18 protein-coding genes and 1 pseudogene are annotated in these 21,921 nt (G+C 71.6%); 10 read left to right on the top strand and 9 right to left on the bottom strand.

All coding sequences use genetic code 11. The features are described from left to right. The first annotated feature begins 95 nt into the window (after window positions 1-95). Both ACFC8N_RS29885 and greA read left to right on the top strand, forming a co-directional pair. On the top strand, window positions 96-494 hold the full coding sequence (locus tag ACFC8N_RS29885) for a DUF4307 domain-containing protein (RefSeq protein WP_356026300.1): 399 nt from the start codon (window positions 96-98) through the stop codon (window positions 492-494). A 171-nt stretch (window positions 495-665) separates the two neighbouring features. Next, the gene (greA, locus tag ACFC8N_RS29880; protein WP_356026298.1) at window positions 666-1,166 is read left to right on the top strand and encodes a transcription elongation factor GreA; all 501 of its coding nucleotides are present in this window, start codon (window positions 666-668) and stop codon (window positions 1,164-1,166) included. A gap of 81 nt (window positions 1,167-1,247) precedes the next feature. On the opposite strand, the gene ACFC8N_RS29875 is transcribed toward greA, so the two are convergent. The 3 genes and pseudogenes from ACFC8N_RS29875 to ilvA all read right to left on the bottom strand — a co-directional run bounded on the left by ACFC8N_RS29875 (window position 1,248) and on the right by ilvA (window position 4,553). Next, the gene (locus ACFC8N_RS29875; RefSeq protein WP_362818352.1) at window positions 1,248-2,105 is read right to left on the bottom strand and encodes an ABC transporter permease; all 858 of its coding nucleotides are present in this window, start codon (window positions 2,103-2,105) and stop codon (window positions 1,248-1,250) included. Beyond that, window positions 2,102-3,115: pseudogene (locus tag ACFC8N_RS29870) on the bottom strand (ATP-binding cassette domain-containing protein). The gene ACFC8N_RS29875 and the pseudogene ACFC8N_RS29870 overlap by 4 nt, the downstream one beginning before the upstream one ends. 208 nt (window positions 3,116-3,323) lie before the next feature. Further along, window positions 3,324-4,553, bottom strand: a complete 1,230-nt coding sequence (gene ilvA, locus ACFC8N_RS29865) for a threonine ammonia-lyase (protein ID WP_356026290.1) — start codon at window positions 4,551-4,553, stop codon at window positions 3,324-3,326. Window positions 4,554-4,715: 162 nt separating this feature from the next. Here ilvA and ACFC8N_RS29860 point away from each other — a divergent pair, with 162 nt between their 5' ends. The 3 genes from ACFC8N_RS29860 (at window position 4,716) to ACFC8N_RS29850 (ending at window position 6,232) form a co-directional block, all read left to right on the top strand. After that, window positions 4,716-5,219 carry a MarR family transcriptional regulator gene (locus ACFC8N_RS29860; protein WP_356026573.1) on the top strand — a complete coding sequence of 168 codons (504 nt, stop codon included), beginning with the start codon at window positions 4,716-4,718 and terminating at the stop codon, window positions 5,217-5,219. Window positions 5,220-5,415: 196 nt separating this feature from the next. Further along, complete coding sequence (locus tag ACFC8N_RS29855) at window positions 5,416-5,919, top strand: sigma factor-like helix-turn-helix DNA-binding protein (protein ID WP_376291215.1); 504 nt, start codon at window positions 5,416-5,418, stop codon at window positions 5,917-5,919. Window positions 5,920-5,983: 64 nt separating this feature from the next. Further along, window positions 5,984-6,232 (top strand): hypothetical protein, encoded by a 249-nt coding sequence (locus tag ACFC8N_RS29850; protein ID WP_376291281.1) that lies wholly within the window; start codon window positions 5,984-5,986, stop codon window positions 6,230-6,232. An 84-nt stretch (window positions 6,233-6,316) separates the two neighbouring features. Here ACFC8N_RS29850 and ACFC8N_RS29845 read toward each other — a convergent pair whose 3' ends face one another. After that, window positions 6,317-7,477 carry a cystathionine gamma-synthase gene (locus tag ACFC8N_RS29845; RefSeq protein ID WP_376291213.1) on the bottom strand — a complete coding sequence of 387 codons (1,161 nt, stop codon included), beginning with the start codon at window positions 7,475-7,477 and terminating at the stop codon, window positions 6,317-6,319. Window positions 7,478-7,687: 210 nt separating this feature from the next. Between ACFC8N_RS29845 and ACFC8N_RS29840 the strand changes: the two genes are divergently transcribed. The 3 genes from ACFC8N_RS29840 (at window position 7,688) to ACFC8N_RS29830 (ending at window position 10,439) form a co-directional block, all read left to right on the top strand. Then, window positions 7,688-8,806 carry a hypothetical protein gene (locus ACFC8N_RS29840; RefSeq protein WP_362818345.1) on the top strand — a complete coding sequence of 373 codons (1,119 nt, stop codon included), beginning with the start codon at window positions 7,688-7,690 and terminating at the stop codon, window positions 8,804-8,806. A gap of 188 nt (window positions 8,807-8,994) precedes the next feature. Further along, entirely contained in the window at window positions 8,995-9,708 is a 714-nt protein-coding gene (gene msrA / locus ACFC8N_RS29835) for a peptide-methionine (S)-S-oxide reductase MsrA (RefSeq protein WP_376291211.1), read from the top strand. 137 nt (window positions 9,709-9,845) lie between these two features. Then, a complete protein-coding gene (locus tag ACFC8N_RS29830) occupies window positions 9,846-10,439 on the top strand; it encodes a DUF4291 domain-containing protein (protein ID WP_376291208.1) in 594 nt (197 codons plus the stop codon). 162 nt (window positions 10,440-10,601) lie between these two features. Here the strand turns inward: ACFC8N_RS29830 and ACFC8N_RS29825 are convergent, their stop codons facing one another. Then, the gene (locus ACFC8N_RS29825) at window positions 10,602-11,114 is read right to left on the bottom strand and encodes a hypothetical protein (RefSeq protein ID WP_376291206.1); all 513 of its coding nucleotides are present in this window, start codon (window positions 11,112-11,114) and stop codon (window positions 10,602-10,604) included. A gap of 122 nt (window positions 11,115-11,236) precedes the next feature. Here ACFC8N_RS29825 and ACFC8N_RS29820 point away from each other — a divergent pair, with 122 nt between their 5' ends. Beyond that, on the top strand, window positions 11,237-13,654 hold the full coding sequence (locus ACFC8N_RS29820; RefSeq protein WP_376291203.1) for a SpoIIE family protein phosphatase: 2,418 nt from the start codon (window positions 11,237-11,239) through the stop codon (window positions 13,652-13,654). A 342-nt stretch (window positions 13,655-13,996) separates the two neighbouring features. Here ACFC8N_RS29820 and ACFC8N_RS29815 read toward each other — a convergent pair whose 3' ends face one another. After that, window positions 13,997-15,040 carry an NAD(P)-dependent alcohol dehydrogenase gene (locus tag ACFC8N_RS29815; RefSeq protein ID WP_362818339.1) on the bottom strand — a complete coding sequence of 348 codons (1,044 nt, stop codon included), beginning with the start codon at window positions 15,038-15,040 and terminating at the stop codon, window positions 13,997-13,999. Between the two features lie 171 nt (window positions 15,041-15,211). Between ACFC8N_RS29815 and ACFC8N_RS29810 the strand changes: the two genes are divergently transcribed. Next, entirely contained in the window at window positions 15,212-16,120 is a 909-nt protein-coding gene (locus ACFC8N_RS29810; protein ID WP_362818337.1) for a helix-turn-helix transcriptional regulator, read from the top strand. A 27-nt stretch (window positions 16,121-16,147) separates the two neighbouring features. Here ACFC8N_RS29810 and ACFC8N_RS29805 read toward each other — a convergent pair whose 3' ends face one another. The 3 genes from ACFC8N_RS29805 to ACFC8N_RS29795 form a co-directional block, all read right to left on the bottom strand. Next, window positions 16,148-19,456, bottom strand: coding sequence for a S8 family serine peptidase (locus ACFC8N_RS29805; protein WP_376291200.1), 3,309 nt, complete (start codon window positions 19,454-19,456; stop codon window positions 16,148-16,150). A gap of 252 nt (window positions 19,457-19,708) precedes the next feature. Then, a complete protein-coding gene (locus ACFC8N_RS29800) occupies window positions 19,709-20,392 on the bottom strand; it encodes an ABC transporter ATP-binding protein (RefSeq protein ID WP_356026255.1) in 684 nt (227 codons plus the stop codon). 46 nt (window positions 20,393-20,438) lie between these two features. Continuing rightward, complete coding sequence (locus tag ACFC8N_RS29795; RefSeq protein WP_376291197.1) at window positions 20,439-21,914, bottom strand: ABC transporter permease; 1,476 nt, start codon at window positions 21,912-21,914, stop codon at window positions 20,439-20,441. Window positions 21,915-21,921: the final 7 nt, after the last annotated feature.

Below are 21,921 nucleotides of genomic sequence, written 5' to 3'. Positions count from 1 at the left end.
CCTTGGTTAAGTCGGCGCCCCGCGGCTTGGGGTGCGTTCGGCGGCTTCTATAGTGACCGAATCGGGGGGCGAATAATTCCGCGGAGAGGACGATCATGAGTACGGCGAGTGCGCGGCTGCCCGAGGGCCGCTACGGCCGCTCCTCGGACGAGCGTGCCGACCGCAAGCTCCGGGTCGCCGCCGTGGTGCTGGGCGCCCTCCTGCTCTCCCTCGTCGGCTACTTCGCCTACCACTACGTCGCCGAGACCAAGATCAGCGCCCAGGTGATCACCTTCGAGGCCTCCGGCAACGCGGTCCAGGTCCATCTGGAGGTCCACAAGGACTCCGGCACCGACGGCTACTGCACCCTGCGCTCCCAGGCCGCGGACGGCTCCGAGGTGGGGCGCGCGGACTTCCGCTTCGACGGCAGGGCCACGCGGATCGACAAGGTCGTCACGCTCCGTACGACGGCGAAGGGCACCACGGCCGAGCTGCTCGGCTGTCACACGGGTTGATCCATCACCCCCAACAGGCACATGCTGACCTGCGTTGATGTGATTCTGATGGCTTATGTCCTCCCCCTTTGGCCCGTGAATTGTTAGGCTCGTGGTTTCGCCCATCCAAGAGGGAACATTCTTCTGGGTAGGGCGATGCTTTGTATTCCCAGTACCGACGAGGAGCACCCTGTGACCCAGACCAGCGAGAACGTCACCTGGCTGACCCAGGAGGCGTACAACAAGCTCAAGGCCGAGCTTGAGTACCTTACTGGTCCTGCGCGCACGGAGATCGCCGCCAAGATCGCGGCCGCGCGCGAGGAGGGCGACCTGCGCGAGAACGGCGGGTACCACGCGGCCAAGGAGGAGCAGGGCAAGCAGGAGCTGCGTGTGCGGCAGCTGACCCAGCTTCTTGAGAGCGCTCAGGTGGGCGAGGCTGCGACCTCCGCCGACGGCGCCGTCGCGCCGGGCATGGTCGTCACGATCGCCTTCGACGGTGACGAGGACGACACCCTTGAGTTCCTGCTCGCGTCCCGTGAGTACGCGAGCACCGACATCGAGACGTACTCGCCGCAGTCCCCGCTCGGCTCCGGCGTCCTCGGCCACAAGGTCGGTGAGGACGCGGAGTACGAGCTGCCGAACGGCAAGAAGGCCTCGGTGCGCATCCTGAAGGCCGAGCCGTACTCGGGCTGACCCACCGGCCCTTCCTGGCATCGAGCCCCCGGTGTCCGCCGGATCCCGTGGACACCGGGGGCTTCGCCGTGCCCGGAGCCGTCAGGCGGTGGCCGAGCGGTACTTGCGGACCGCGAGGGTGCGGAAGACGGCGATGATCAATATGGAGTAGATCAGCGAGGCCCAGACCGGGTGCTCCATGGGCCAGGCGTGCGAGGTGGACTGCCCGGGATCGGCGAAGAGCACGCGGCAGGCCTGCGCGGTGGCGCTGAAGGGGTTCCACTCGGCGACGTGCCGCAGCCACGGGGTCATGTGGCCGGGGTCCACGAAGGCGTTGGAGATGAACGTGACCGGGAAGAGCCAGATCAGTCCGCTGGACGTGGCCGCCTCCGGGGTGCGGACGGACATGCCGATCAGCGCGCCGATCCAGGTGAACGCGTAACCGAGCAGGAGCAGCAGGCCGAAGGCGGCGAGGACCTTGGCGACGTTGGTGTCGCCGTGGGTTCCGACGCGCCAGCCGACCAGCAGGGCGACCACGGCGAGCACGACCAGGGTGACGGCCGTCTGCACCAGGTCGGCGAGCGTGCGTCCGGTCAGCACCGCGCCCCGCGCCATCGGCAGGGAGCGGAAGCGGTCGATGAGCCCCTTGTGCATGTCGTCGGCGATACCGGCACCGGAGCTTGCCGTCGCGAACGTGACGGTCTGCGCGAAGATGCCCGCCATGAGGAAGTTCTTGTAGTCGACGGCGCTGGTGCTGCCGCCGATCTGCATGGAGCCGCCGAAGACGTAGGTGAACAGCACCACGAACATGATCGGCTGGATCAGCCCGTAGATGATCATCTCCGGGATCCTGGACATGCGGATCAGGTTCCGCTGCGCCACGACCATGGAGTCGCGGACGGACCAAACGAGAGGGTTTCCCGGCGGTGCCACCCGCACGGCGTCGGTGACGGCGCTCACTTCACGGCCTCCTTGCCGCCCCGCGGGCGGCTCTCGTCGTCGTTCTCGTCCCGGGCGTCCGGGCCGTCCGCTTCGGCGACGTGTCCCGTCAGCGACAGGAAGACGTCGTCGAGGGTGGGGCGGCGCAGCCCGATGTCGTCTATCTCGATCCCGCGGCTGTCCAGCTCCCGGATGATCTCGGCGAGCAGCTTCGCGCCGCCGGTGACCGGGACCGTGAGCTTGCGGGTGTGGTCCTCGACGGTGGTGTCGCCCTTGCCGAAGCCCCGCAGCACCCGCGCGGCGGTCGCGAGGTGCTCGCGCTCGTGCACCACGACCTCGACGCGCTCGCCGCCGGTGCGGGCCTTGAGCTGGTCGGAGGTGCCCTTGGCGATGACCCGGCCGTGGTCGACCACCGCGATGTCGTGCGCGAGGTGGTCGGCCTCCTCCAGATACTGCGTGGTGAGCAGCAGGGTCGTACCGCCCGAGACGAGCTGCTTGATGACCTCCCACAGCTGCTGGCGGTTGCGCGGGTCGAGGCCGGTCGTCGGCTCGTCCATGAACATCACCGGCGGCGAGACCACCAGGGCCGCGGCGAGGTCGAGCCGGCGGCGCATGCCTCCGGAGTAGGTCTTGGCGGGTCGGTCGGCGGCGTCCGCGAGGTGGAACTGCTCCAGCAGCTCCGCCGCGCGCGCCTTGGCCGCCTTCGACCGCAACTGGTACAGCCGGCCGACCATCTGGAGGTTCTCCCGGCCGGTCAGATACTCGTCGACCGCCGCGAACTGGCCGGACAGGCCGATGGAACGGCGCACGGTGTCGGGGTGCTTGAGCACGTCCACGCCCGCGACGACCGCCTTGCCGCTGTCGGGGCGCAGCAGGGTCGTCAGGCAGCGGACGGCCGTCGTCTTGCCGGCGCCGTTCGGCCCGAGCAGGCCGAGCACCGTGCCCTCGGGCACATCGAGGTCGACGCCGTCCAGAGCCCTTACGTCGCCGAAGGTCTACACCAGGCCTTCGGCATAGATGGCGCCTGGCATGTCTGTCTCCACGTCGTCGGGAATGGGACGTCCGGAGTTCTCCGGGAAAGCGTAGGTATGCACGCTCGAATACGCCTGCGGTTTTCCCGGTGCGGGCAGGCGGTCCGGCGCCACACGACACACCATAACGCGATGTATCGCGTCTCTCAAGAGGGATGACGACGGATTACGAGGGCTTACTCGAACGAGTGACCGTAGGGGGCGGGCTTCAGTCCATGACCGTGTAGCCCGCGTCGCGCAGGGCCCGGCCGACCTCGGCGCAGTGCACCGGGCCCTTCGTCTCCAGGTGCAACTCCACCTCCGCCTCCGTGAGCCCGAGCCGGGGGTCGGTGCGGACGTGGCTCACGTCGAGGACGTTGGCGTCGACCGCCGACAACACGCCGAGAAGCGTGGCGAGAGCGCCCGGGCGGTCCGTCAGCCGCAGCCGAACGGCCAGGTAGCGGCCCTGCGCGGCCATGCCGTGCCGCAGCACGCGCTGCATCAGCACCGGGTCGACGTTGCCACCGGAGAGCACCGCGACGACCGGGCCCTCGAAGGTGTCCGGCGCGGCCAGCAGCGCCGCCACCGGGCTCGCTCCGGCCGGCTCCACGACCAGCTTGGCCCGCTCCAGGCACAGCAGCAGGGCCGCCGACAGCTCGTCCTCGCCGACCGTACGCACCTCGTCGACCAGGTCCTTGACGATCCCGAACGGCACCACGCCCGGCCGCCCCACCTTGATGCCGTCGGCCATCGTCGCCGGGTTCTGCACCGACACCGGGTGCCCGGCGGCCAGCGAGGGCGGATAGGCCGCCGCGCCCGCCGCCTGCACGCCGACGATCCTGACGTCCGGCCGGATCGCCTTCACCGCGACCGCGATGCCGGCCGCGAGCCCGCCGCCGCCCATGCCCACGACGATCGTGCGCGCCTCCGGGCACTGCTCCAGGATCTCCAGGCCGACCGTGCCCTGACCGGCGATGACGTCCGGGTGGTCGAAGGGGTGGATGAACACCGCACCCGTCTTCGCCGCGTACTCCTCGGCGGCGGCCAGCGTCTCGTCGACCACCTGGCCGTGCAGGCGCACCTCCGCGCCGTACTCCCGGGTGGCGCTGATCTTCGGCAGCGGCGCACCCTTCGGCATGAACACCGTGGCGTGCACGCCCAGCAGCGCGGAGGCCAGCGCGACACCCTGCGCGTGGTTCCCGGCGCTCGCGGCCACCACCCCGGCCGCCCGCTCCTCCGGCAGCAGCCCGGCGATCCGCACGTAGGCGCCGCGCAGCTTGAACGAGCCGGTCCGCTGGAGGTTCTCGCACTTGAGGTGCACCGGCGCGCCGACCAGCTGCGACAGGTGCCGGCTGCCCTCCATCGCGGTCACCCGTGCCACGCCCGAGAGCATCTTCTGGGCGCCCCGCACGTCGTCGAGGGTGACGGAACGCAAGGAGTCAGCCGTGCCGTAGCTCATGACTCCAGCATCGCAGTTCACGGTCGTACCCGGCGGGTGTGACCAAGCACCGAGACCGGTTTGCGCAGCGCCGGTACGGGCCACGCCCGGGCCGCGTACCCTGTCCCCCAACCCAGCAGTCCTTCATGAAGCGAGCCTCCGGCCATGCCCACAACACCTGAAATGTCGATGGACATGACGACCGTCGGTGACACCGGTCTTCTCGACACCCTCCAGCACGAGGTGGCGGTGTTCGCGCGCCGTGCCGAACAGACCCGGCTCGGGGGCGTCGGGCAGGTGCGCAACTCCATGGACCGCGCGGCGTATCTGCTGCTCAACCGCCTTGACCGGGAAGGCCCGATGGGCGTCAAGGCGCTCGCGGCGAGCATGGGCATCGACTCCTCCACGGTCACCCGGCAGGTGGCGCCGCTGGTCGACACGGGGCTCGTCAAGCGCACCTCGCACCCCGAGGACGGGCGGGCCGTGGTGCTGCAGCTGTCCCCGCGCGGGGCGGCACGGCTGCAGGAGGTGCGCGACTCCAGGCGTCAGCTGATGGCCGAGCTGACCGAGGGCTGGGAGCCGGAGGACCGCGAGCAGTTCTGCTCGCTGCTCACCCGCTTCAACCGCGCGCTCTCCGCGCGGATGACACCGGGGAGCGTACCGGCGGAGCAGCCGCCGGCCTCCTGACCGCGGGGCACGCCCGACCGCGGCCACCGCCCGTTCCCTCCGACCGCCGCCAGGCCGTCCCCCGCCGTCACCACCGGTCGGTTCCGGCCTCTTGACCGGGGGCCGCCGCTGTCCTCATATGAGACCGGGTCCTGCGTCGTACGCGGTTCACCTGTCCCGTACCGGACAGGGCCCCGTGCGTGGGGGGGGAGGAACGGTGTCTGATCGGCAGGCGGCCCGACATGCCCGCCGGGCCCGGGAGTTCGAGACGTTCGTCGCCGGCGCCGCCGGGCGCCTGCTGCATGCCGCCACGCTGCTCACGGCGGAGGCACCGGACGCCAACCCGCGCGCGCGGCGCCTGCTGACGCATGCGCTCGCCCACACCTACGCGCACTGGGACCGCCTGCACGGCGAGGACCCGTACGACTGTGCCCGCCAGTTCCTCGCCGGCCGCTTCGCGCGCGCGACCTGGCACCAGTACGGCGTCTTCGGCAGCGCCCGACCGGATCCGCGCAGCCCGCTCGCCGCCCTGGCTCCGCAGGAACGGCTGATCCTGGTGCTACGGCTCTACGAGGGCGTCGCCGAGCAGCAGACGGCGGCCCTGCTGGGGCTGCCCATCGAGCGCGTGCACACCATCTGCGACCGCGCGACGGCCACCGTGTTGCACCCCGCCCGCCCGGCCGCCCCGCGCGCGGTGGGCACGAAGGTGGCACCGTCGTGAGGCGGGGCGTCCGTCACGAGACGTGCGGTGTCACGGCGGGGCCCACGCGTGCGTGGCGGGCGTCGTGAACCGGGCCGAGCGGGAGGCCGCCGTACGGCAGATCATGGAACGGGCCTCGGCGCCGGTACCGCAGGACCTGTGGGCGGAGGCGGTGCGCCGCGGTGAGCGTCTGCTGCGGCGCAGACAGGCGGTCCGCCGGGTGCTGTGGCTGCTGGCGTGCGCCGCCGCCGTCGCGTTCTGTGTGTGGGCGGCCCGCGTGCACCCGTGGACACAGCCGCCGTCCCAGACGACACCGCCGCTCACGGGCTGGTGAGCCCGCCGCCCGGCACGCGTGCGCGAGCGCGCGTGCCGGGCGGGTACGACGGAGGTGCGGGGACGGCGTGCGGGGACGGGCGGATCAGGCCTGGCCCAGGGCCTGCTGAAGGTCCTGGAGCAGGTCGTCGACGTTCTCGATGCCGACCGACAGACGCACCAGGTCGGCGGGGACCTCCAGCGCGGAGCCCGCCGCGGAGGCGTGCGTCATCCGGCCGGGGTGCTCGATCAGGGACTCCACACCGCCGAGCGACTCGCCGAGGGTGAACACCTTGGCGCGGTTGCACACCTCGACGGCGGCCTCCTCGCCGCCCTCGACACGGAAGGACACCATGCCGCCGAACGCCCGCATCTGCTTGGCGGCGGTCTCGTGACCGGGGTGCTCGGGCAGGCCCGGGTACAGCACCTGCGTCACGCGCGCGTGCCGGGTCAGCATGTCGGCGATCCTCGTGGCGTTCTCGCTGTGCCGGTCCATGCGCACCGCGAGGGTCTTGGTGCCGCGCAGCACCAGCCAGGAGTCGAAGGGGCCGGCGACGGCGCCCATCGCGTTCTGGTGGTAGGCCAGCTCCTCGCCGAGCGCCTGGTCGGAGACGATCAGCGCGCCGCCGACCACGTCCGAGTGACCGCCCATGTACTTGGTGAGCGAGTGCACGACGACGTCGGCCCCGAGCGCCAGCGGCTGCTGGAGGTACGGCGTGGCGAAGGTGTTGTCGACGACGAGCTTCGCGCCCGCGTCGTGGGCGACCTGGGCCACGGCGGCGATGTCGGTGATGCCGAGCAGCGGGTTGGAGGGGGTCTCCACCCAGACGGCCTTGGTCTTCGGGGAGAGCGCGGCGCGCACGGAGGCCGGGTCGCTGGTGTCGGCGACGGACCACTCCACACCCCAGCGGGTGGCGACCTTGGCGAAGAGCCGGAAGGTGCCGCCGTAGGCGTCGTTGGGGATGACCACGTGGTCGCCCGGGGTGAGCAGCGTGCGCAGCAGGGTGTCCTCGGCCGCGAGGCCGGACGCGAACGCGAGACCGCGACGGCCGCCCTCCAGCGCGGCGAGGTTCTCCTCCAGGGCGGTACGGGTGGGGTTGGCGCTGCGGCTGTACTCGTAACCGCCGCGCAGCCCGCCGACGCCGTCCTGCTTGTAGGTCGACACCTGGTAGATCGGCGGGACGACCGCGCCGGTGAGGGGATCCGCGGTGTTGCCCGCGTGGATCGCGAGGGTCTCGAAGTGCTGACTGATGTGCCTGTCGCTCATGTGCACCGAGCGTAATGCGCCTTACCGGATGCCGTCGCCCGCCGGGCCCGAGGAGCGGTGCGAGGAGCGCCGGAAGAAGGGATTTCCCTGTGTCGGACGCCGCCCGTCCGGTACCGGGCGACGCCTCGCCTGTCATGCCCCCGACGGGAGTTTTCCACAGTCTCCGGCGGGGGTTGGCACTTTGTCGGCGGTGTCTGGTTCGCTTGAGGCATGGCGATTCTCTGGCTGCTGATGGCGCTGCTCATGCTGAGCTTCGTCCTGCTCCCGTTCATGCGGCGCAGGCGCGGAGTGATCGAGCAGGTCCCCCCGGAACACCCGGACGCCGCCGACCCGGCGGCCTACGGCTTCGTGCGCCAGGAGGAGCTGGACATACGGATGCCCGGCGCGGACCAGGATCTGCTGGACGTGCTGGAGCTGGTGCAGCGCACGCAGGACTACCGCGCGGCGGCCCAGCTGCTGGCCGGCACCGAGAAGGAGGGCGAGCGGCGCTGGCAACGGGTGCAGGCCTTCGCGGGCGCCGCCGCGCTGGAGCTGCAACAGCGGCCCGGCGGGGTGCACGAGACGCCGGGCGGCCAGTGGCTGCGGGTGTGGCGGGCCGAGCAGCCCAAGGACGCGGGCGGTGCCGCCGTGCACGCGGAGTTCCTGGCGCAGCAGGCGTGGCGCACGTCGACGCCGGGCACGGACGACTTCCGGATCATCATGGAGGAGGCCCGGGAGGCGTGCGGACAGGCGGCCCTGCTGGCGCCCGGCGACCCGGTGCCGTACATCGTCGAGCTGTCCGTCGCCCGTGGACTGGCCTGCCCGCAGGCCGAGTTCGAGCAGCTCTGGCTGAAGATCCTCGACCGCGCGCCGCATCACATGGGCGCGCATCTGGCGGCGCTGCACTACTGGTGCGAGAAGTGGCACGGCTCGCGGCAGCTGGCGTACTCCTTCGCCGAGGCCGCGGCGGCCCGCGCCCCGCAGGGCTCGCTGCTCGCCGCGCTGCCGCTCTTCGCGGTCTTCGAGCACCTCCCCGAGGTGAACCTGGTGGCGGGCTTCTACCAGAGCGAGGTCGTCACCAAGGCGATGCACGGCGCCCTGCACGCGGTGCACTCGGCCCGCCCCGACGACCCGATGCTGGCCCACGTCCGCCATCTGCTGATCTTCTTCCTGGTGCGCGCCGAGCGCTGGGCCGAGGCCATGCACCAGCTGATACACGTCGACGGGCACGTCGGTGCGCTGCCCTGGACCCTGTCCGCCGACCCGGCCGCCGAGTTCGCCGTCTACCGCGCACTCGCGGTGGCGGGTTACGAGGCCAACGGCGGCAGCCCCGCGAGCCTGCCGGGCTGAGCGGACGAGACGGTCCGGGTGAGCGGGGCCGAGTCCGCGGGCCGACCGGACGGGCCGGGTCCACGGGAGATGTGACGCAACGCTGACGGCGAGGGCGTGACCGGAATTCACCCACACCGCCGGACGTTCCTCCTGCGTGCCGGCCCGCTCACCGGGACCGGCCCCGCTCCGACCGACAGGGAGACCCCATGCTCTTCGGCCGCGTCCCGCAGCTGCCCACCCCCGAGCAGGCCCTCACGGGCCGCCCCTCACTCCCCTACGCGGTCCCCGACCGCCACACCGTCCTCGGCGCGCCGCTCCTCGGCCCCTACCCCGAAGGCCTGGAGATCGCCGACTTCGGGATGGGCTGCTTCTGGGGTGCCGAGCGCAGGTTCTGGCAGCTCCCGGCGGGCGTGTACACGACGCTGGTGGGCTATCAGGGCGGCTACACGCAGTACCCCACCTACGAGGAGGTCTGCTCGGGCCTGACCGGCCACACGGAGGTGGTCCGCGTGGTCCACGACCCGAAGGTGATCTCCTACGAGCGTCTGCTGAAGACGTTCTGGGAGTCCCACAACCCGACCCAGGGCTTCCGCCAGGGCAACGACGTGGGCACGCAGTACCGCTCGGCGATCTACACCCACACCCCCGACCAGGCCACCACCGCCGAGGCCTCCCGCACCGCCTACCAGCAGGTCCTCTCCGCCTCCGGCTACGGCACGATCACCACAGAACTCCTCCCCTCCGAAGGCCGCCCCTTCTACCCGGCGGAGGCGTACCACCAGCAGTACCTGGACAAGAACCCGGCCGGCTACTGCGGGCTCGGTGGTACGGGGGTCAAGCTGAGCGACCCCTTCGAGACGAACTGGGGGGCTTCCTGCCCGACGGGCGTCGCTCCGGCGCCGGAGGTCACGGACAAGTAGCCGGTAGCCCGGTGGGTCCGACGCGGGCGCCGTGGCACCAGCAATGCGTACAGTGCCACGGCGGGCGCTCTGCGTCGCAGTGAGCGGCAGTCGAAAATCGGTGGCCGCCTGTACCGGCTGACTCCACGCTGTACGCCATGGAACAACCGCAACGCGAGATCCGTGCGGACTACGCGGACTCCACGATCACCGTCTACCAGGCGTACGCCCCGGAAATCGGCCTGCCCGCCGTCCAGGAGGGCCGTTTCCCCACCGCGTGGAAGCGCGACAGGATGACGTGGATCAAGCCGTCGTTCCTGTGGATGATGTACCGATGCGGCTGGGGCGCCAAGGAAGGCCAGGAGACCGTTCTAGCGGTCGAGATCAGCCGTGACGGCTTCGAGTGGGCGCTGCGACACGCATGCCTGTCGAGCTACGTCCGCGGGGTTCACCCGAACCGGGCCGCATGGCAGAGCCAGTTGAAACGCGCGCCCACCCGCGTGCAGTGGGACCCCGAGCGGGATCTGCACCTGCGACCCCTGCCGTACCGGTCCCTGCAACTCGGCCTCTGCGGTGAGGCCGCACGACGCTATGCGGACGAGTGGACAGTCTCCATCCGCGACATGACCCCACTCGCCCACGAGATCCACGTCCTGGTCAACAGCGGCGATCTGGACTCCGCCACCCGGCTGCTGCCCCAGGAACGCCCCTATCCCGTCGAAGACGAACTTCTTGCCCACCTACGCGGATGACGGGCTGCTCCCCCGGCAACCGGCTCCGCCCTCCGGGTCACATGGCAGCACAGGCTCGCCAGGACGGAGGTCAAGCTGAGTACCCCGTTCGAGACGAACTGGGGGCGTCCTGCCCGACGGGGCTCACGTCGGCTCCTGCGGAGGAATGAACGGTGCCGGTGATCATGTCCGTTGATCGCCGGACGGACCCTGCTGCGCGCGCTGGAGACTTTGGAAGCCGGCCGAGCGGTCCGGCTCGACGAGGTCGACGCCTTCGCCGCCCGGCGCCACGCGGAGAAAGCGGCCGGCCGACGGACCCCACGCCGCATCGACGCGGCGTACCGGCCGGGGCCTCGCTGGCCGAGCCGAACGGCACCCTCTCGCCTTGGGCTCGTCGCCGCCGTCGCAAACCGTCACACGGCGTTCCGGCGTTCTCCCTTCCCGGACGAGAGCCTCTGCCTGGACGATCAGGTACAGCAACTGACCGACCTGAACGCCCGCCTCGACGGCTGCGCCACCCTGTACCTCACGAACCTCGGCCGGGTGGACGCTCCGACCCGGGGCACTCTGGCCGAGACGATCAGCGGAATCGAGCGCCTCATCCGTCCGGGCCGGGCGCCCCTGAACGGTGATCTCCTCCTGCGGCTGCGTTTCGCGGACCTCGTCGCATACGCCGCAGCGGTCCCGCTCGGGCATCGAGCGGTGCCCGACGCGTATTGGTTCCGGGTCGCAGGCGGGATGCGGGAGTCGCGAGTGGGGGGTGCGGGGAGGAACATCGGAGGCATGGAGGCAAGGTGGTGGCTATGGGGACGCCGTCCATGCATTTCAGCGAGAGTCCGGAGGATCCCTTCGCCCTCGGTCGTGGCGCCTCGGCCGTGCTCGACGATCGGGGCATCGTGGTCGGCTGGAGCACACGTGCGCAGGAACTGCTTGGGTACCCGGCCGGGGAGGTGATCGGAAGGGCCTGGCAGGACCTCCTGGTCGACGCCCGTGACCTGCCGGTCGTACGGTCCGTCGTGGTGGACGCCATGAGGGCGGGTGGATGGTTCGGCGTCCTGCCCGTCCGGGGCCGCGACGGACGCCGTGTGGAGATGGGTTTCCGGGCCCGTGCGGTCACCCGGGAGGGCGGTCAGGAGTGGCTCCTGGTCGGTGCTCCCGCCGCGGAGGTCATTGCCTGGCAGCGGGACCGTGCGCTGTTGGACGGCTTGTACCACCGGTCCCCGATCGGCCTGGTCACCTACGACCCGGACAGGAAAGTGATCCGGGTCAACCGTGCGGTCGAGAAGGCGAGCGGTGTCCCGGCCGAGGCGCCGGTGGGCCACCGCCCCCGCGCGTTCATGGTCGACGAGGACGCGGGTCCGGCAGACGAACGGGTCCGGCACGTCCTGGAGACCGGTGAGCCGTTGATCTTCACGGAGCAGTCCGCCCGGGCACGCCACGATCCCGGTCGGGAACGGATCGTGTCCGTCTCGGCGTTCCGCATGGAGGACCCATCGGGCCGGGTGCTCGGCGTGGCGGAGACGATCGAGGACGTGACCGACCGCCACCGGGCGCGACGCCGGCTCGCCCTGCTGAACGAGGCGAGCGCCCGGATCGGCACCTCCCTGGACGTGGCCCAGACCGCTCGGGAGCTGGCCGAGGTGGCCGTCGAGGGGCTGGCCGACTACTGCTCGGTGGACCTCCTCAAGCCCGTGACACTGGGTGACGAACCCGTTGCCGGCACGGCGGTTCCGCTGCTCCGGGCCGCCTTTTCGCCGGCGGAACACCGCCTCCCGTTCCGGGAGGGCGACATCGTCCCGCTGCTTCCGGAGTCCCCGCAGGCGCGGTGCCTGGCCGAGCGCCGCCCGATCCTCGAAGGGCTGCTGTCCCTCCGCCCCGAGTGGTACGCCATGGACCGGCGGCGCGTCGAGATCGCCCTGGGTCTGGGCGTTCATTCGCTGATCGCGGTACCCCTGCTCGCGCGCGGGCTGGTGCTGGGCGTGGTGAGCCTGTGGCGGTCGCGCAGTTCGGAGCCCTTCGAGGACGACGATTCCGCGGTGGCCCAGGAGCTCTCCTCGCGTGCGGCCGTCTGCATCGACAACGCCCGCCGCTTCACCCAGCAGCAGAGCGCCGCGCTGACGCTTCAGCGCAGTCTGCTGCCGAGCGCGGCGTCCGACCTGCCGGCCGTGGAGGTGGCCTGCCGGTACCTCCCGGCCAGCGGTGAACCGGGCATCGGCGGCGACTGGTTCGACGTGATCCCGCTGTCGGGGGCCCGGGTCGCCCTCGTCGTGGGCGACATGGTCGGCCACGGCATCCACGCCGCGGCCTCGATGGGCCGGCTGCGTGCCGCCGTGCGCACCCTGGCCAGCCTCGACCTGGAACCGGACGAGGTGGTGGCGCGGCTGGACGACCTGGTCAGTCTGCTGGCGGCCGAACGGGAGGCGAACGCCGACGGCGACCCGTCGGCGATCGACCAGGTGCTCGGGGCCACCTGTCTCTACGCCACCTACGATCCGGTGTCACAGCACTGCTCCCTGGCCCGCGCCGGCCACCCGGCACCGGTGGTGGCGACCCCGGACGGCGAGGTGACCGTGCTCGACCTGCCCGCGGGACCCCCGCTGGGCCTGGGCGGACTGCCCTTCGAGACGTACGACCTGGACCTCCCCGAGGGCAGTCTGCTCGCGCTCTACACCAATGGCCTCCTGGAAGCACGGAACGGCGACATCGACGCCGCGCTGGGGAGCCTGCGCACCTGCCTCGCCCACGCCACGGAACCCCTGGACCACACCTGCCGCAGCGTGGTCGAAGCGCTGCTGCCCAAGGACCACCTCCCCACCGACGACATCGCGCTGCTGATTGCCCGTACGCGGGTGCTGCCGCCGCAGGACGTCGCCTCATGGCAGCTGCCCCTGGAAGCGACCGCCGCCGCCCGCGCCAGGGAGCTGACCACGGCGCAACTGACCGAGTGGGGGCTGCCCGAACTGGCCTTCACCACCGAACTGGTCGCCAGCGAGCTCGTCACCAACGCCTACCGGTACGCGGCCGGCCCGGTCATCCTGCGCCTCGTCCGTACGCACTGCCTGATCTGCGAGGTGTCCGACACCAGCCACACGTCCCCCCACCTCCGACGGGCCCTCAGCACGGACGAGGGCGGACGCGGTCTCTTCCTGGTCGCGCAGCTCACGGAGCGGTGGGGCACCCGTTACAGCCACGACGGCAAGACCGTCTGGACGGAGCAGCCGCTGCCGCCCGCGTGAAGCCGGCGGCCGTCGTTCACTGCGTGTGGAAGCCGCCCTCCGGCCAGGCCGGGGTGGGTCCGTCCCGGACCGGGCTCCGCCGGGGGGTGAGCGTGGTGGATCATCAGCCGGGCGGCCTCGGTGGTCATGCAGGGCGCGGGGCCGCCGGGGCCGGGCCGGGCGGGGCGGTACATCGACACCATGAGCTGCCGGGGGCCCGCCGAGGGGACCCACGGGTCCGGGCGGTGCGCGTCGACGGGGTGGAGGGTGTCCCGGCCGACGGCGTACGGCCCGGTCGGGGCGGGCAGTTCGGCGGACCGTACCTGCTGTGGCTGCTGGGCCGCCGCGGCCGAACCGGTCGGGTCAGATCGTGGCCGTGTCGATCACGAAGCGGTAGCGGACGTCGCTGGACAGGACCCGCTCGTAGGCCTCGTTGATCTCCTGCGCGCCGATCAGCTCGATCTCGGCGCCGATGCCGTGCCCGGCGCAGAAGTCCAGCATCTCCTGGGTCTCGGCGATGCCGCCGATCATCGAGCCCGCGAGGGTCTTGCGGCCGCCGATCACCGAGAACAGGTTGAGCGAGATGGGCTCCTCGGGCGCGCCCACGTTGACCAGGGCACCGTCCACCTTCAGCAGCGACAGCAGCGCGCCGAAGTCCATCGGCGCCGAGACGGTCGAGACGATCAGGTCGAACGTGCCGGTCAGCTGCTTGAAGGTCTCCGGGTCGCTGGTGGCGTAGTAGTGGTCGGCGCCCAGCTTCAGGCCGTCGTCCTTCTTGCGCAGGGACTGCGACAGGACGGTGACCTCGGCGCCCATCGCATGGGCGATCTTGACGGCCATGTGGCCGAGGCCGCCCAGGCCGACGACCGCGACCTTCTTGCCGGGGCCGGCGTTCCAGTGGCGGAGCGGGGAGTACGTGGTGATGCCGGCGCACAGCAGCGGGGCGGCCACGTCCAGGGAGAGGCCGTCCGGGATGCGCACGACGAAGTTCTCGTCGACGACGACCTTCTCGGAGTAGCCGCCGTAGGTGGGCTCGCCGTCCCTGCCGACGGCGTTGTACGTGCCGACCATGCCCTTGAGGCAGTACTGCTCGTGGCCGGCCAGGCAGTTCTCGCACTCGCGGCAGGAGTCGACCATGCAGCCGACGCCCACGCGGTCGCCGACGGCGAACTTCGTCACGCCGGTGCCGACCTCGGCGACGACGCCGGCGATCTCGTGGCCGGGCACCATCGGGAAGACGGCCTCGCCCCAGCCCTCGCGGGCCTGGTGGATGTCGGAGTGGCAGATACCGGCGAACTTGATGTCGATCAGGACGTCGAACTCGCCGACCGCGCGCCGCTCGATGGTCGTCCGCTCCAGCGGGGCCTTCGCGGCGGGCGCGGCGTACGCAGCAACAACAGTGGTCATGCCGGGGTTCTCCTCGTGGGGGTGGGCGCGCCCTGGCTGTCTTCTGCCGGGCGTGCTCTCCAGCCTGCCGGACATCCGGCGGTTCACCCAGGTCACAGCCCTGCGTACGACTGCTGTGCCTACCACTGGCGGGGTCAGGATGCCGTACGTACGACCAGGAATACTGGGCGTATGGAACGCAGCGACACACAGCCCGGAGCAGCCGCCGCGGGGCACGCCCTGGACCGGCGGGCCGAGCTGAGCGAGTTCCTGCGCAGTCGGCGGGCCCGGCTGAAGCCGGAGGACGTGGGGCTGCCGGACTTCGGGCGGCACCGGCGGGTGCCGGGGCTGCGCCGCGAGGAGCTGGCGCAGGTGGCCGGGGTGTCGGTGGCGTACTACACGCGCCTGGAGCAGGGCAACGGCCGCAACGTCTCGGCGGAGGTGCTGGACGCGATCGCCCGCGCCCTGCGGCTGACGGACGCCGAGCACGCGCACCTCACCCACCTGGCGAAGCCGAAGTCGCACAAGAAGAAGCCGGCGGCGCGGCAGCAGCAGGTGCGCCCGGCGCTGCGGCAGCTGCTGGACACGATGGACGGCGTACCGGCGTACATCGTCGGGCGGCGCTCGGAGATCCTGGCGTGGAACCGGATGGCGGCGGCGGTCTTCGGCGACTGGGCGGAGCTGGCGCCGGCCGAGCGGAACTGGGCGCGGCTGGTGTTCCTGCGGCCCGACTACCGTGAGCTGTTCGTCGACTGGCAGCAGAAGGCGATCGACATCGTGTGCGCGCTGCGCATGGACGCCGGCTGCTACCCGGACGACCCGCGGCTGTCGGCCCTGGTGGGTGAACTCTCCGTCAAGAGCGAGGAGTTCCGGCGGCTGTGGGCCACGCATGACGTCAAGGAGAAGAGTCACGGCGTCAAGCGGCTGCACCATCCGCTGGTCGGCGATCTGGCCCTGCACTTCGAGTCGTTCCGCCTGGCCGACGACGCGGACCAGTCCCTCGTCACCTACCACGCCGAACCGGACTCCGGGTCCGCCGACTCCCTGCGCCTGCTGGCCAGTTGGGGCACGGACGCGAGCCGGGCGGGCTCCTCCGTCTAGCCGGCCCCAACCGGTCGGCGGCGCAGGTCATCTGCCGAAGTACGCGTCCCAGATCGTGATGTCCGACGTGTTGCCCTTCTTGTCGGTGATCACGCAGCGGAGGGAGACGGACCGGCCCTCCGCCGGGTTCTTCAGGGTGATTCTGCCGTCCTCGACGGTGACCTGCCGGAAGGTCCTGCCGTCGTAGGAGGCGTACACCGTCAGGGACTTGAGGTTCCTGCCCGCGGCGGGGCCCTCGACGGCGACCGGGAAGGTGACGGTCCGGCCGGCGGGGACGCGGCTGTCCAGGCCGGTCCGGATGCCGTAGTGCGGCACGGAGGCCGGCAGTTCGGTGAACCCGTCACGCTTCTCGGAGCGGAAGGTCCAGGACGCGTCGATCCGCGAGGAGGCCCGCGCGACCTTCGCCGAGCGCTTGACCGAGGTGGTCAGCCGGTAGGCGGCGTCCCCGGCGGGCACCGTGAAGGGCTCGCCGAACAGCGCGTCGCCGTTCGAGCCGATCTCGGTGCCGTCGCGGTACAGGGTCGTCCGCACCGAGGTGAAGTCGGAGTACCCGGCGTGCCCGCCCGAGTCGGCGAACAGCGGCAGCGAGCCGTAGATCTTGTCGCCGTCGCGGAACAGACCGAGCCCGGCCCCGACGTGCGGGCCGAAGACCGCGGTGTTGACGGTCTTGGTGTAGGTGCGGCCGGCCTTGAACGTGAACTCGCCGAGCTCGTAGCCCGCGTCGGCGACCGCGTCCTGGCCGCTCCCGGCGTTCTGGGCGAACTCAAGCTGCCAGTTCACCCCGCCGATGGCGGACAGGTGCAGGGTCCGGGTGCCGGGCAGTTGCTGCGGGAAGCTGAGCGACGTGGCGCCGTTCGCGCCGGGCAGCCGGCCGACGGCGTTCAGCGTGCCGGTCTTGCCGTTCGCGGCGGCGCCGAGCCGGGCCTTGACCGTGGCCAGCTCGCCCGCCCCGAAGTGCTTGGTGTAGCCGGTGGCGAGCTCGCTGACCGGGCCGCCGGTCGTGATGTCGTACTGCTCGCTCGCGCCCTTGGTCCAGTGGCCGTCCCACTGCTGGAACAGCGACCCGGCGGGCAGCCGCGGGCCCAGGTGGGCGCTGCGGAAGTTCCGGTACGAGTCGAGGAACATGCCGTAGTCGTACTCGCCGCCCCCGAGCGTGAGGGCGTATCCCGGATAGGCGAACCGCGAGGTGACGCCCTTGGCCGGGACGGTGATGTCCACCGGTCCGGCCCTGCGCGCGTCGATGGTGATCGTCTGCTTCCCGGACACGGCCAGCTTCGGCTGGGCGATCCAGTCGGTGCCCTTCGCGCCCTCCTTGTCCGCGTAGACGGAGGAGTTGAGGACGTACGTGCCCTTCCGCAGGCGCACCGTCACCGTGCCGGACGGGTCGTACGGGCTCAGCTGCGCGCCGGCCGCGAGACCGGCGACACCGTCGAGGCCGGTGTCGTAGTACTTCGCCGGCCTGCCGTCGCGGCCGATGACCTTCAGCGTGACGTCGTACGACTCCACCTCGCGCGTCACCGCCGCGGCCGTACGCACGCTCTGGCCGGCGCCGGTCGCGGTCACGTAGGCCGCGTAGGCGCCGTCGAGGGTGCCGCCCAGCCTGGTGTCGGCCGTGAGCCCGACGGAGGCCGTGCCGTGCGCCGGGACCGTCACCCGCTTCGCGCCGAGCGTGAAGAAGCCCGCCGGAGCCGCCTTCCCCCTGGGGTCCGTGGCCGTGCTGCTCAGGGTGAGGGTGACGGCCTTGTCCCCGAGGTTGCGGTACGTCACCTTCCCGGTGACCGGCTTGTCGTCGGTGTGCGGCCACTGCTGGACGCCGAGGTTGACCGAGACCGGGTCGGCGATCACCGACTGCGTGAGGGCCCTGTCGACCGCGACACGGCCCGCGCCCTGCTGGAACGGCGTGTAGTGGCCGCCCTCGGCGGAGCCGGTCAGCGCGCCCTTCAGCTCGGCGTAGCCCCAGTCCGGGTGCTCCTGCTTCAGGATCGCGGCGGCGCCCGCGACGTGCGGGGCGGCCATCGAGGTGCCGGAGAGGGTCAGGTAGCCCGCGGGCTTCTCGCCGACCTCCTTGTCGAGGACGCTGCCCCCCGCCGCGGCGGCGGTGATGTCCACGCCGGGGGCGGTGACGTCCGGCTTGATCGCGCCGTCGCCGGCACGCGGGCCGGAGGAGGAGAAGTCGGCGAGCCTGTCCTTGTCGTCGACGGCGCCGACGGTGAGCGCGGCGTCCGCGCTGCCCGGCGAACCGAGCGAGTTCGGGCCGTCGTTGCCCGCCGCGACGGCGAACAGGATGCCCCTGGTCTCGGACAGCTTGTTCACCTCGGCCTCAAGGGGGTCGGTGCCGGGGCTGTCGTAGCCGCCGAGGCTGAGGTTGACGACCTCGGCGCCCTGCGCGGCCGCCCACTCCATGCCGGCGAGGACGCCGGAGTCGTCGCCGGAGCCGGTGTCGTCCAGGACCTTGCCGTTGAGGATCTCGGCGTCGGGCGCGACGCCCTTGTACGTGCCCGCGGACGCGGTGCCGGTGCCCGCCACGATGGAGGCGACGTGCGTGCCGTGCCCGGAGTGGTCGGTGGCGTCGGCGGCCGAGGTGAAGTTCCTGGACGCGATCACCCGGCCCTTGAGGTCCGGGTGGCCGGTGTCCACGCCGGTGTCCAGGACGGCGACCTTCACGCCCTTGCCGGTGTAGCCGGACTGCCGGGCGGCCGGGGCGCCGGTCTGCGGCACGGACGTGTCGAGGGAGGCCTTGCGGACGCCGTCCAGCCAGACGTGCGCGATGCCGGAGGCCGCCGCGTCGCCGTCGGTGACGGCGCGCCACAGGGCGGCGGTGTCCCGCACCGGGGTCTGCACGGCGTCGGCGTCGAGCGCGGTCAGGGTGCGCCGCAGCCGGCCCGCGTCCCGGACGACGGCCTTGGCGGCCGCGGCGCCGCCGCGGTAGCCGACGATCACCTTCAGGCCGTCCTTCTGGGCCCTGCGGGTGGCGGTCCTGTTCAGCTCGGTGATGTCGAACAGGCGCTGGTCCAGCGTGCCGGAGGCCACCAGGCGGGCCGCGTCGGCGGGGATCACCAGCAGGTGCCCCGCGGCCCTGCGGACCTGGAACGGTATGTGCGCACGGCCCTCGGCCCGCTCCAGGCCGATGGCCCGGCCCTTCGCGTCGAGGTCGACCCGGTCGCCGGTGATGAGGGTGACGTGGGTCTTGGCGGTGAGCGCGGAGCCGGTGGCCGGGGTGCCGAAGGCCGTGGCCGGGGGGCCCGCCGGCGGCCTCGCCGACGCAGGGCTGGTCACACCCGCGGCGAGGGCGACGGCCGTTGCCGCGGCCGCACCGGCCACGGCAACGGTTTTCACTTGTCTGCGCAAGTTCTCCCCCTGGAGACGGAGTGCCGGGCGAATACCCCGTTCACCCGGCCGGGGGTGGTCGTGTGCACATGAAGGTCACCCCCCGGACCACGCAGTATGCCGGGGGGTGTTCAAACGCCTCAACAGATGTGAGGACGGTAAGAGAAAGGTCGGGAAACTGTAACCCGGCGGACTGGTCACCGTTACACGACCGCGAAGTTCCTTATGGGAAAGCCGTGTTGGATCAAGGTCGGATACGAGTCAGGCGCCGGCGTTCTCCCTTACCGTGATCTTTCCCTTGCGGATGGTGGCCAGCCGCGGCGCCTTCTTCGCGAGGGCGGAGTCGTGGGTGACCATGACGAAGGTCAGCCCGTGCTCCTTCCACAGGCGTTCGAGCACGTCCATGATCTCGTCCCGCATGCCCTCGTCGAGGTTGCCGGTCGGCTCGTCGGCGAGCAGCACCTTGGGCTTCTTCACCAGGGCGCGGGCGATGGCCACGCGCTGCTGCTGCCCGCCGGACATCTCGCCCGGCAGATGTCCGAGGCGCTCGCCGAGGCCGACGGAGTGCAGGGCCTCGGCGGCGAGTTCGCGGCGCTCCTTGGCCTTGATGCCGAGGGGGACGAGGGCGGTCTCCACGTTCTCCTGGGCGGTGAGGGTGGGGATGAGGTTGAAGGACTGGAAGACGAAGCCGATGTTCTCGCTGCGGACCCTGGTCAGCCGGGCCTCGCTGAGCTTGGCCAGGTCGGTGCCGTCCAGGATCACCTCGCCGGAGGACGGCCGGTCCAGGCCGCCGAGCATCTGGAGGAGGGTGGACTTCCCGCCGCCGGTGGGGCCCTGGATGACGAGCCGGTCTCCGTCGCCGATGGTGAGGTCCACACCGTCGAGGGCGTGGACGGTGTCCTTGCCTCTGGTGTAGCGCTTGGTCACGTTCCTGAGGTCGTACATGGTGGCTCCTGGGGGGTCGGATTGGCGTACTGACGGACGAGCGGCCCTACTCCACCCGCCTCAGCGCGTCCGCCGGCCGCAGCCGCGACGCGCGCCACCCGCCGAACGCCCCGGCGACGAGGCCGCCCGCCACCGCGAGGCCCACCGCGAGGACGATCGTCGTGACGCTGACCGGGGCCGTCAGGGCGACCTCCAGGGTCTTCGCGGCCTGGCGGCCCGGACCGCCGAAGCCGCCGCCACCGCCACCGAACCCGCCTCCGCCGCCGAATCCGCCGCCGCCCGTGCCGCCGCCACCGCCCAACTGCGCCTGGAGCGTCGGGCTGACGGCCGTGACGACGTAGGCGCCGGCCAGGCCGAGCGCGATGCCGAGGGCGCCGCCGACCAGGCCGTTGACCATGGCCTCGCCGACCACCTGCCGGGTCACCCGGCCCGACCTCCAGCCCAGCGCCTTCAGCGTGCCGAACTCGCGGACGCGGCGGGAGACCGCGGACGAGGTGAGCAGGCCCGCGACCAGGAAGGCGGCGACCAGCACGGCGATGGACAGCCACTTACCGACGTTGGTGGCGAGGGAGGAGGCGGTGGACAGGGAGCCCGAGACCGTCTTCGCCAGGTCGGCGGAGGTGGTGACCGTCGTACCCGAGACGTTCTTCTGGATCGCGCTCTTGACGGAGTCGATCTTCTGGGAGTCGGTCGCCTTGACGTAGATCGTGGTGACCTTGTTCGCGTTGTCGCTCAGGGTCTGGGCCTGCTTGAGCGGGATGTACAGGTTGGCCGCCGCGTCGCCGCTGGTGGCCGTCGCGATGCCGATGACCGAGTACTTCACGTTCTTGATGGTCACCGTGGAGCCGGCCTTGAGGCTCTTCTCCTTGGCGTACGAGGCGTCGGCGACGGCGACCTTCGCGTCCGTCTCGGCCGTGGTGAACGTACGGCCGCTGGTGATCTTGGAGGAGGTCAGCGGGCCGAGTTCCGGCCTGGCCACGTCGGTACCGAAGACCGAGTACTGGTTGACGTCGAAGTTGGCGCCGCCGCCCTTGACCTCGCCCTGCGGCCGGCCGGTCCCGCCGCCCCGGCGGAGGCCGCCGGCGTCTCCCCCGTTCTGCTGGAACTGGCCGCGGGTGAACTGACCGCTGACCTTGAGCACGCGCAGGCTCAGCCCGCCCACGGCGGACGAGACGCCCTGCTGGTCGCCGACCTTGGTGACGGTGGAGGAGGCCAGGGTGGTGAAGCCCTGCACCATGACGCGGTCGCTGCTCTGCGTCGAGCTGTCGCCGTCGGCCTTGGCGCCGAACTGGAAGCGCGGCCGCTGCGCGTTCCCGGTGTCGGCGCTCGCCGCCTTGGTCACCGTCATGTCCGTGCCCAGGCCGTACAGCGACTGGAGCACCTTGTCCTGGGCCTTGCCCATGCCGCTCGACACGGAGTTGACCACGATGACCAGCGCGATGCCCAGCGCGAGTCCGGAGGCGACGACGAGGGCCGCCTTTCTGCGGCGGCGCAGTTCGCGCCTCAGGTAGGTGAAGAACATGGCCGCA

The sequence above is a fragment of the Streptomyces sp. NPDC055966 genome (genome assembly GCF_042269865.1).
Classification (GTDB): domain Bacteria; phylum Actinomycetota; class Actinomycetes; order Streptomycetales; family Streptomycetaceae; genus Streptomyces.
This window is presented reverse-complemented; position numbering and strand designations above follow the sequence as displayed.

Coding starts and splice junctions, on each gene's coding strand:
- ACFC8N_RS29845 (WP_376291213.1), bottom strand. CDS start 7,477: ATGAGCGACAGGCACATCAGTCAGCACTTCGAGACCCTCGCGATCCAC.
- ACFC8N_RS29795 (WP_376291197.1), bottom strand. CDS start 21,914: ATGTTCTTCACCTACCTGAGGCGCGAACTGCGCCGCCGCAGAAAGGCG.
- ACFC8N_RS29860 (WP_356026573.1), top strand. CDS start 4,716: ATGTCGATGGACATGACGACCGTCGGTGACACCGGTCTTCTCGACACC.
- ACFC8N_RS29800 (WP_356026255.1), bottom strand. CDS start 20,392: ATGTACGACCTCAGGAACGTGACCAAGCGCTACACCAGAGGCAAGGAC.
- ilvA (WP_356026290.1), bottom strand. CDS start 4,553: ATGAGCTACGGCACGGCTGACTCCTTGCGTTCCGTCACCCTCGACGAC.
- ACFC8N_RS29820 (WP_376291203.1), top strand. CDS start 11,237: ATGCATTTCAGCGAGAGTCCGGAGGATCCCTTCGCCCTCGGTCGTGGC.
- ACFC8N_RS29830 (WP_376291208.1), top strand. CDS start 9,846: ATGGAACAACCGCAACGCGAGATCCGTGCGGACTACGCGGACTCCACG.
- msrA (WP_376291211.1), top strand. CDS start 8,995: ATGCTCTTCGGCCGCGTCCCGCAGCTGCCCACCCCCGAGCAGGCCCTC.
- ACFC8N_RS29885 (WP_356026300.1), top strand. CDS start 96: ATGAGTACGGCGAGTGCGCGGCTGCCCGAGGGCCGCTACGGCCGCTCC.
- ACFC8N_RS29825 (WP_376291206.1), bottom strand. CDS start 11,114: ATGCCCGAGCGGGACCGCTGCGGCGTATGCGACGAGGTCCGCGAAACG.
- ACFC8N_RS29810 (WP_362818337.1), top strand. CDS start 15,212: ATGGAACGCAGCGACACACAGCCCGGAGCAGCCGCCGCGGGGCACGCC.
- ACFC8N_RS29840 (WP_362818345.1), top strand. CDS start 7,688: ATGGCGATTCTCTGGCTGCTGATGGCGCTGCTCATGCTGAGCTTCGTC.
- ACFC8N_RS29815 (WP_362818339.1), bottom strand. CDS start 15,040: ATGACCACTGTTGTTGCTGCGTACGCCGCGCCCGCCGCGAAGGCCCCG.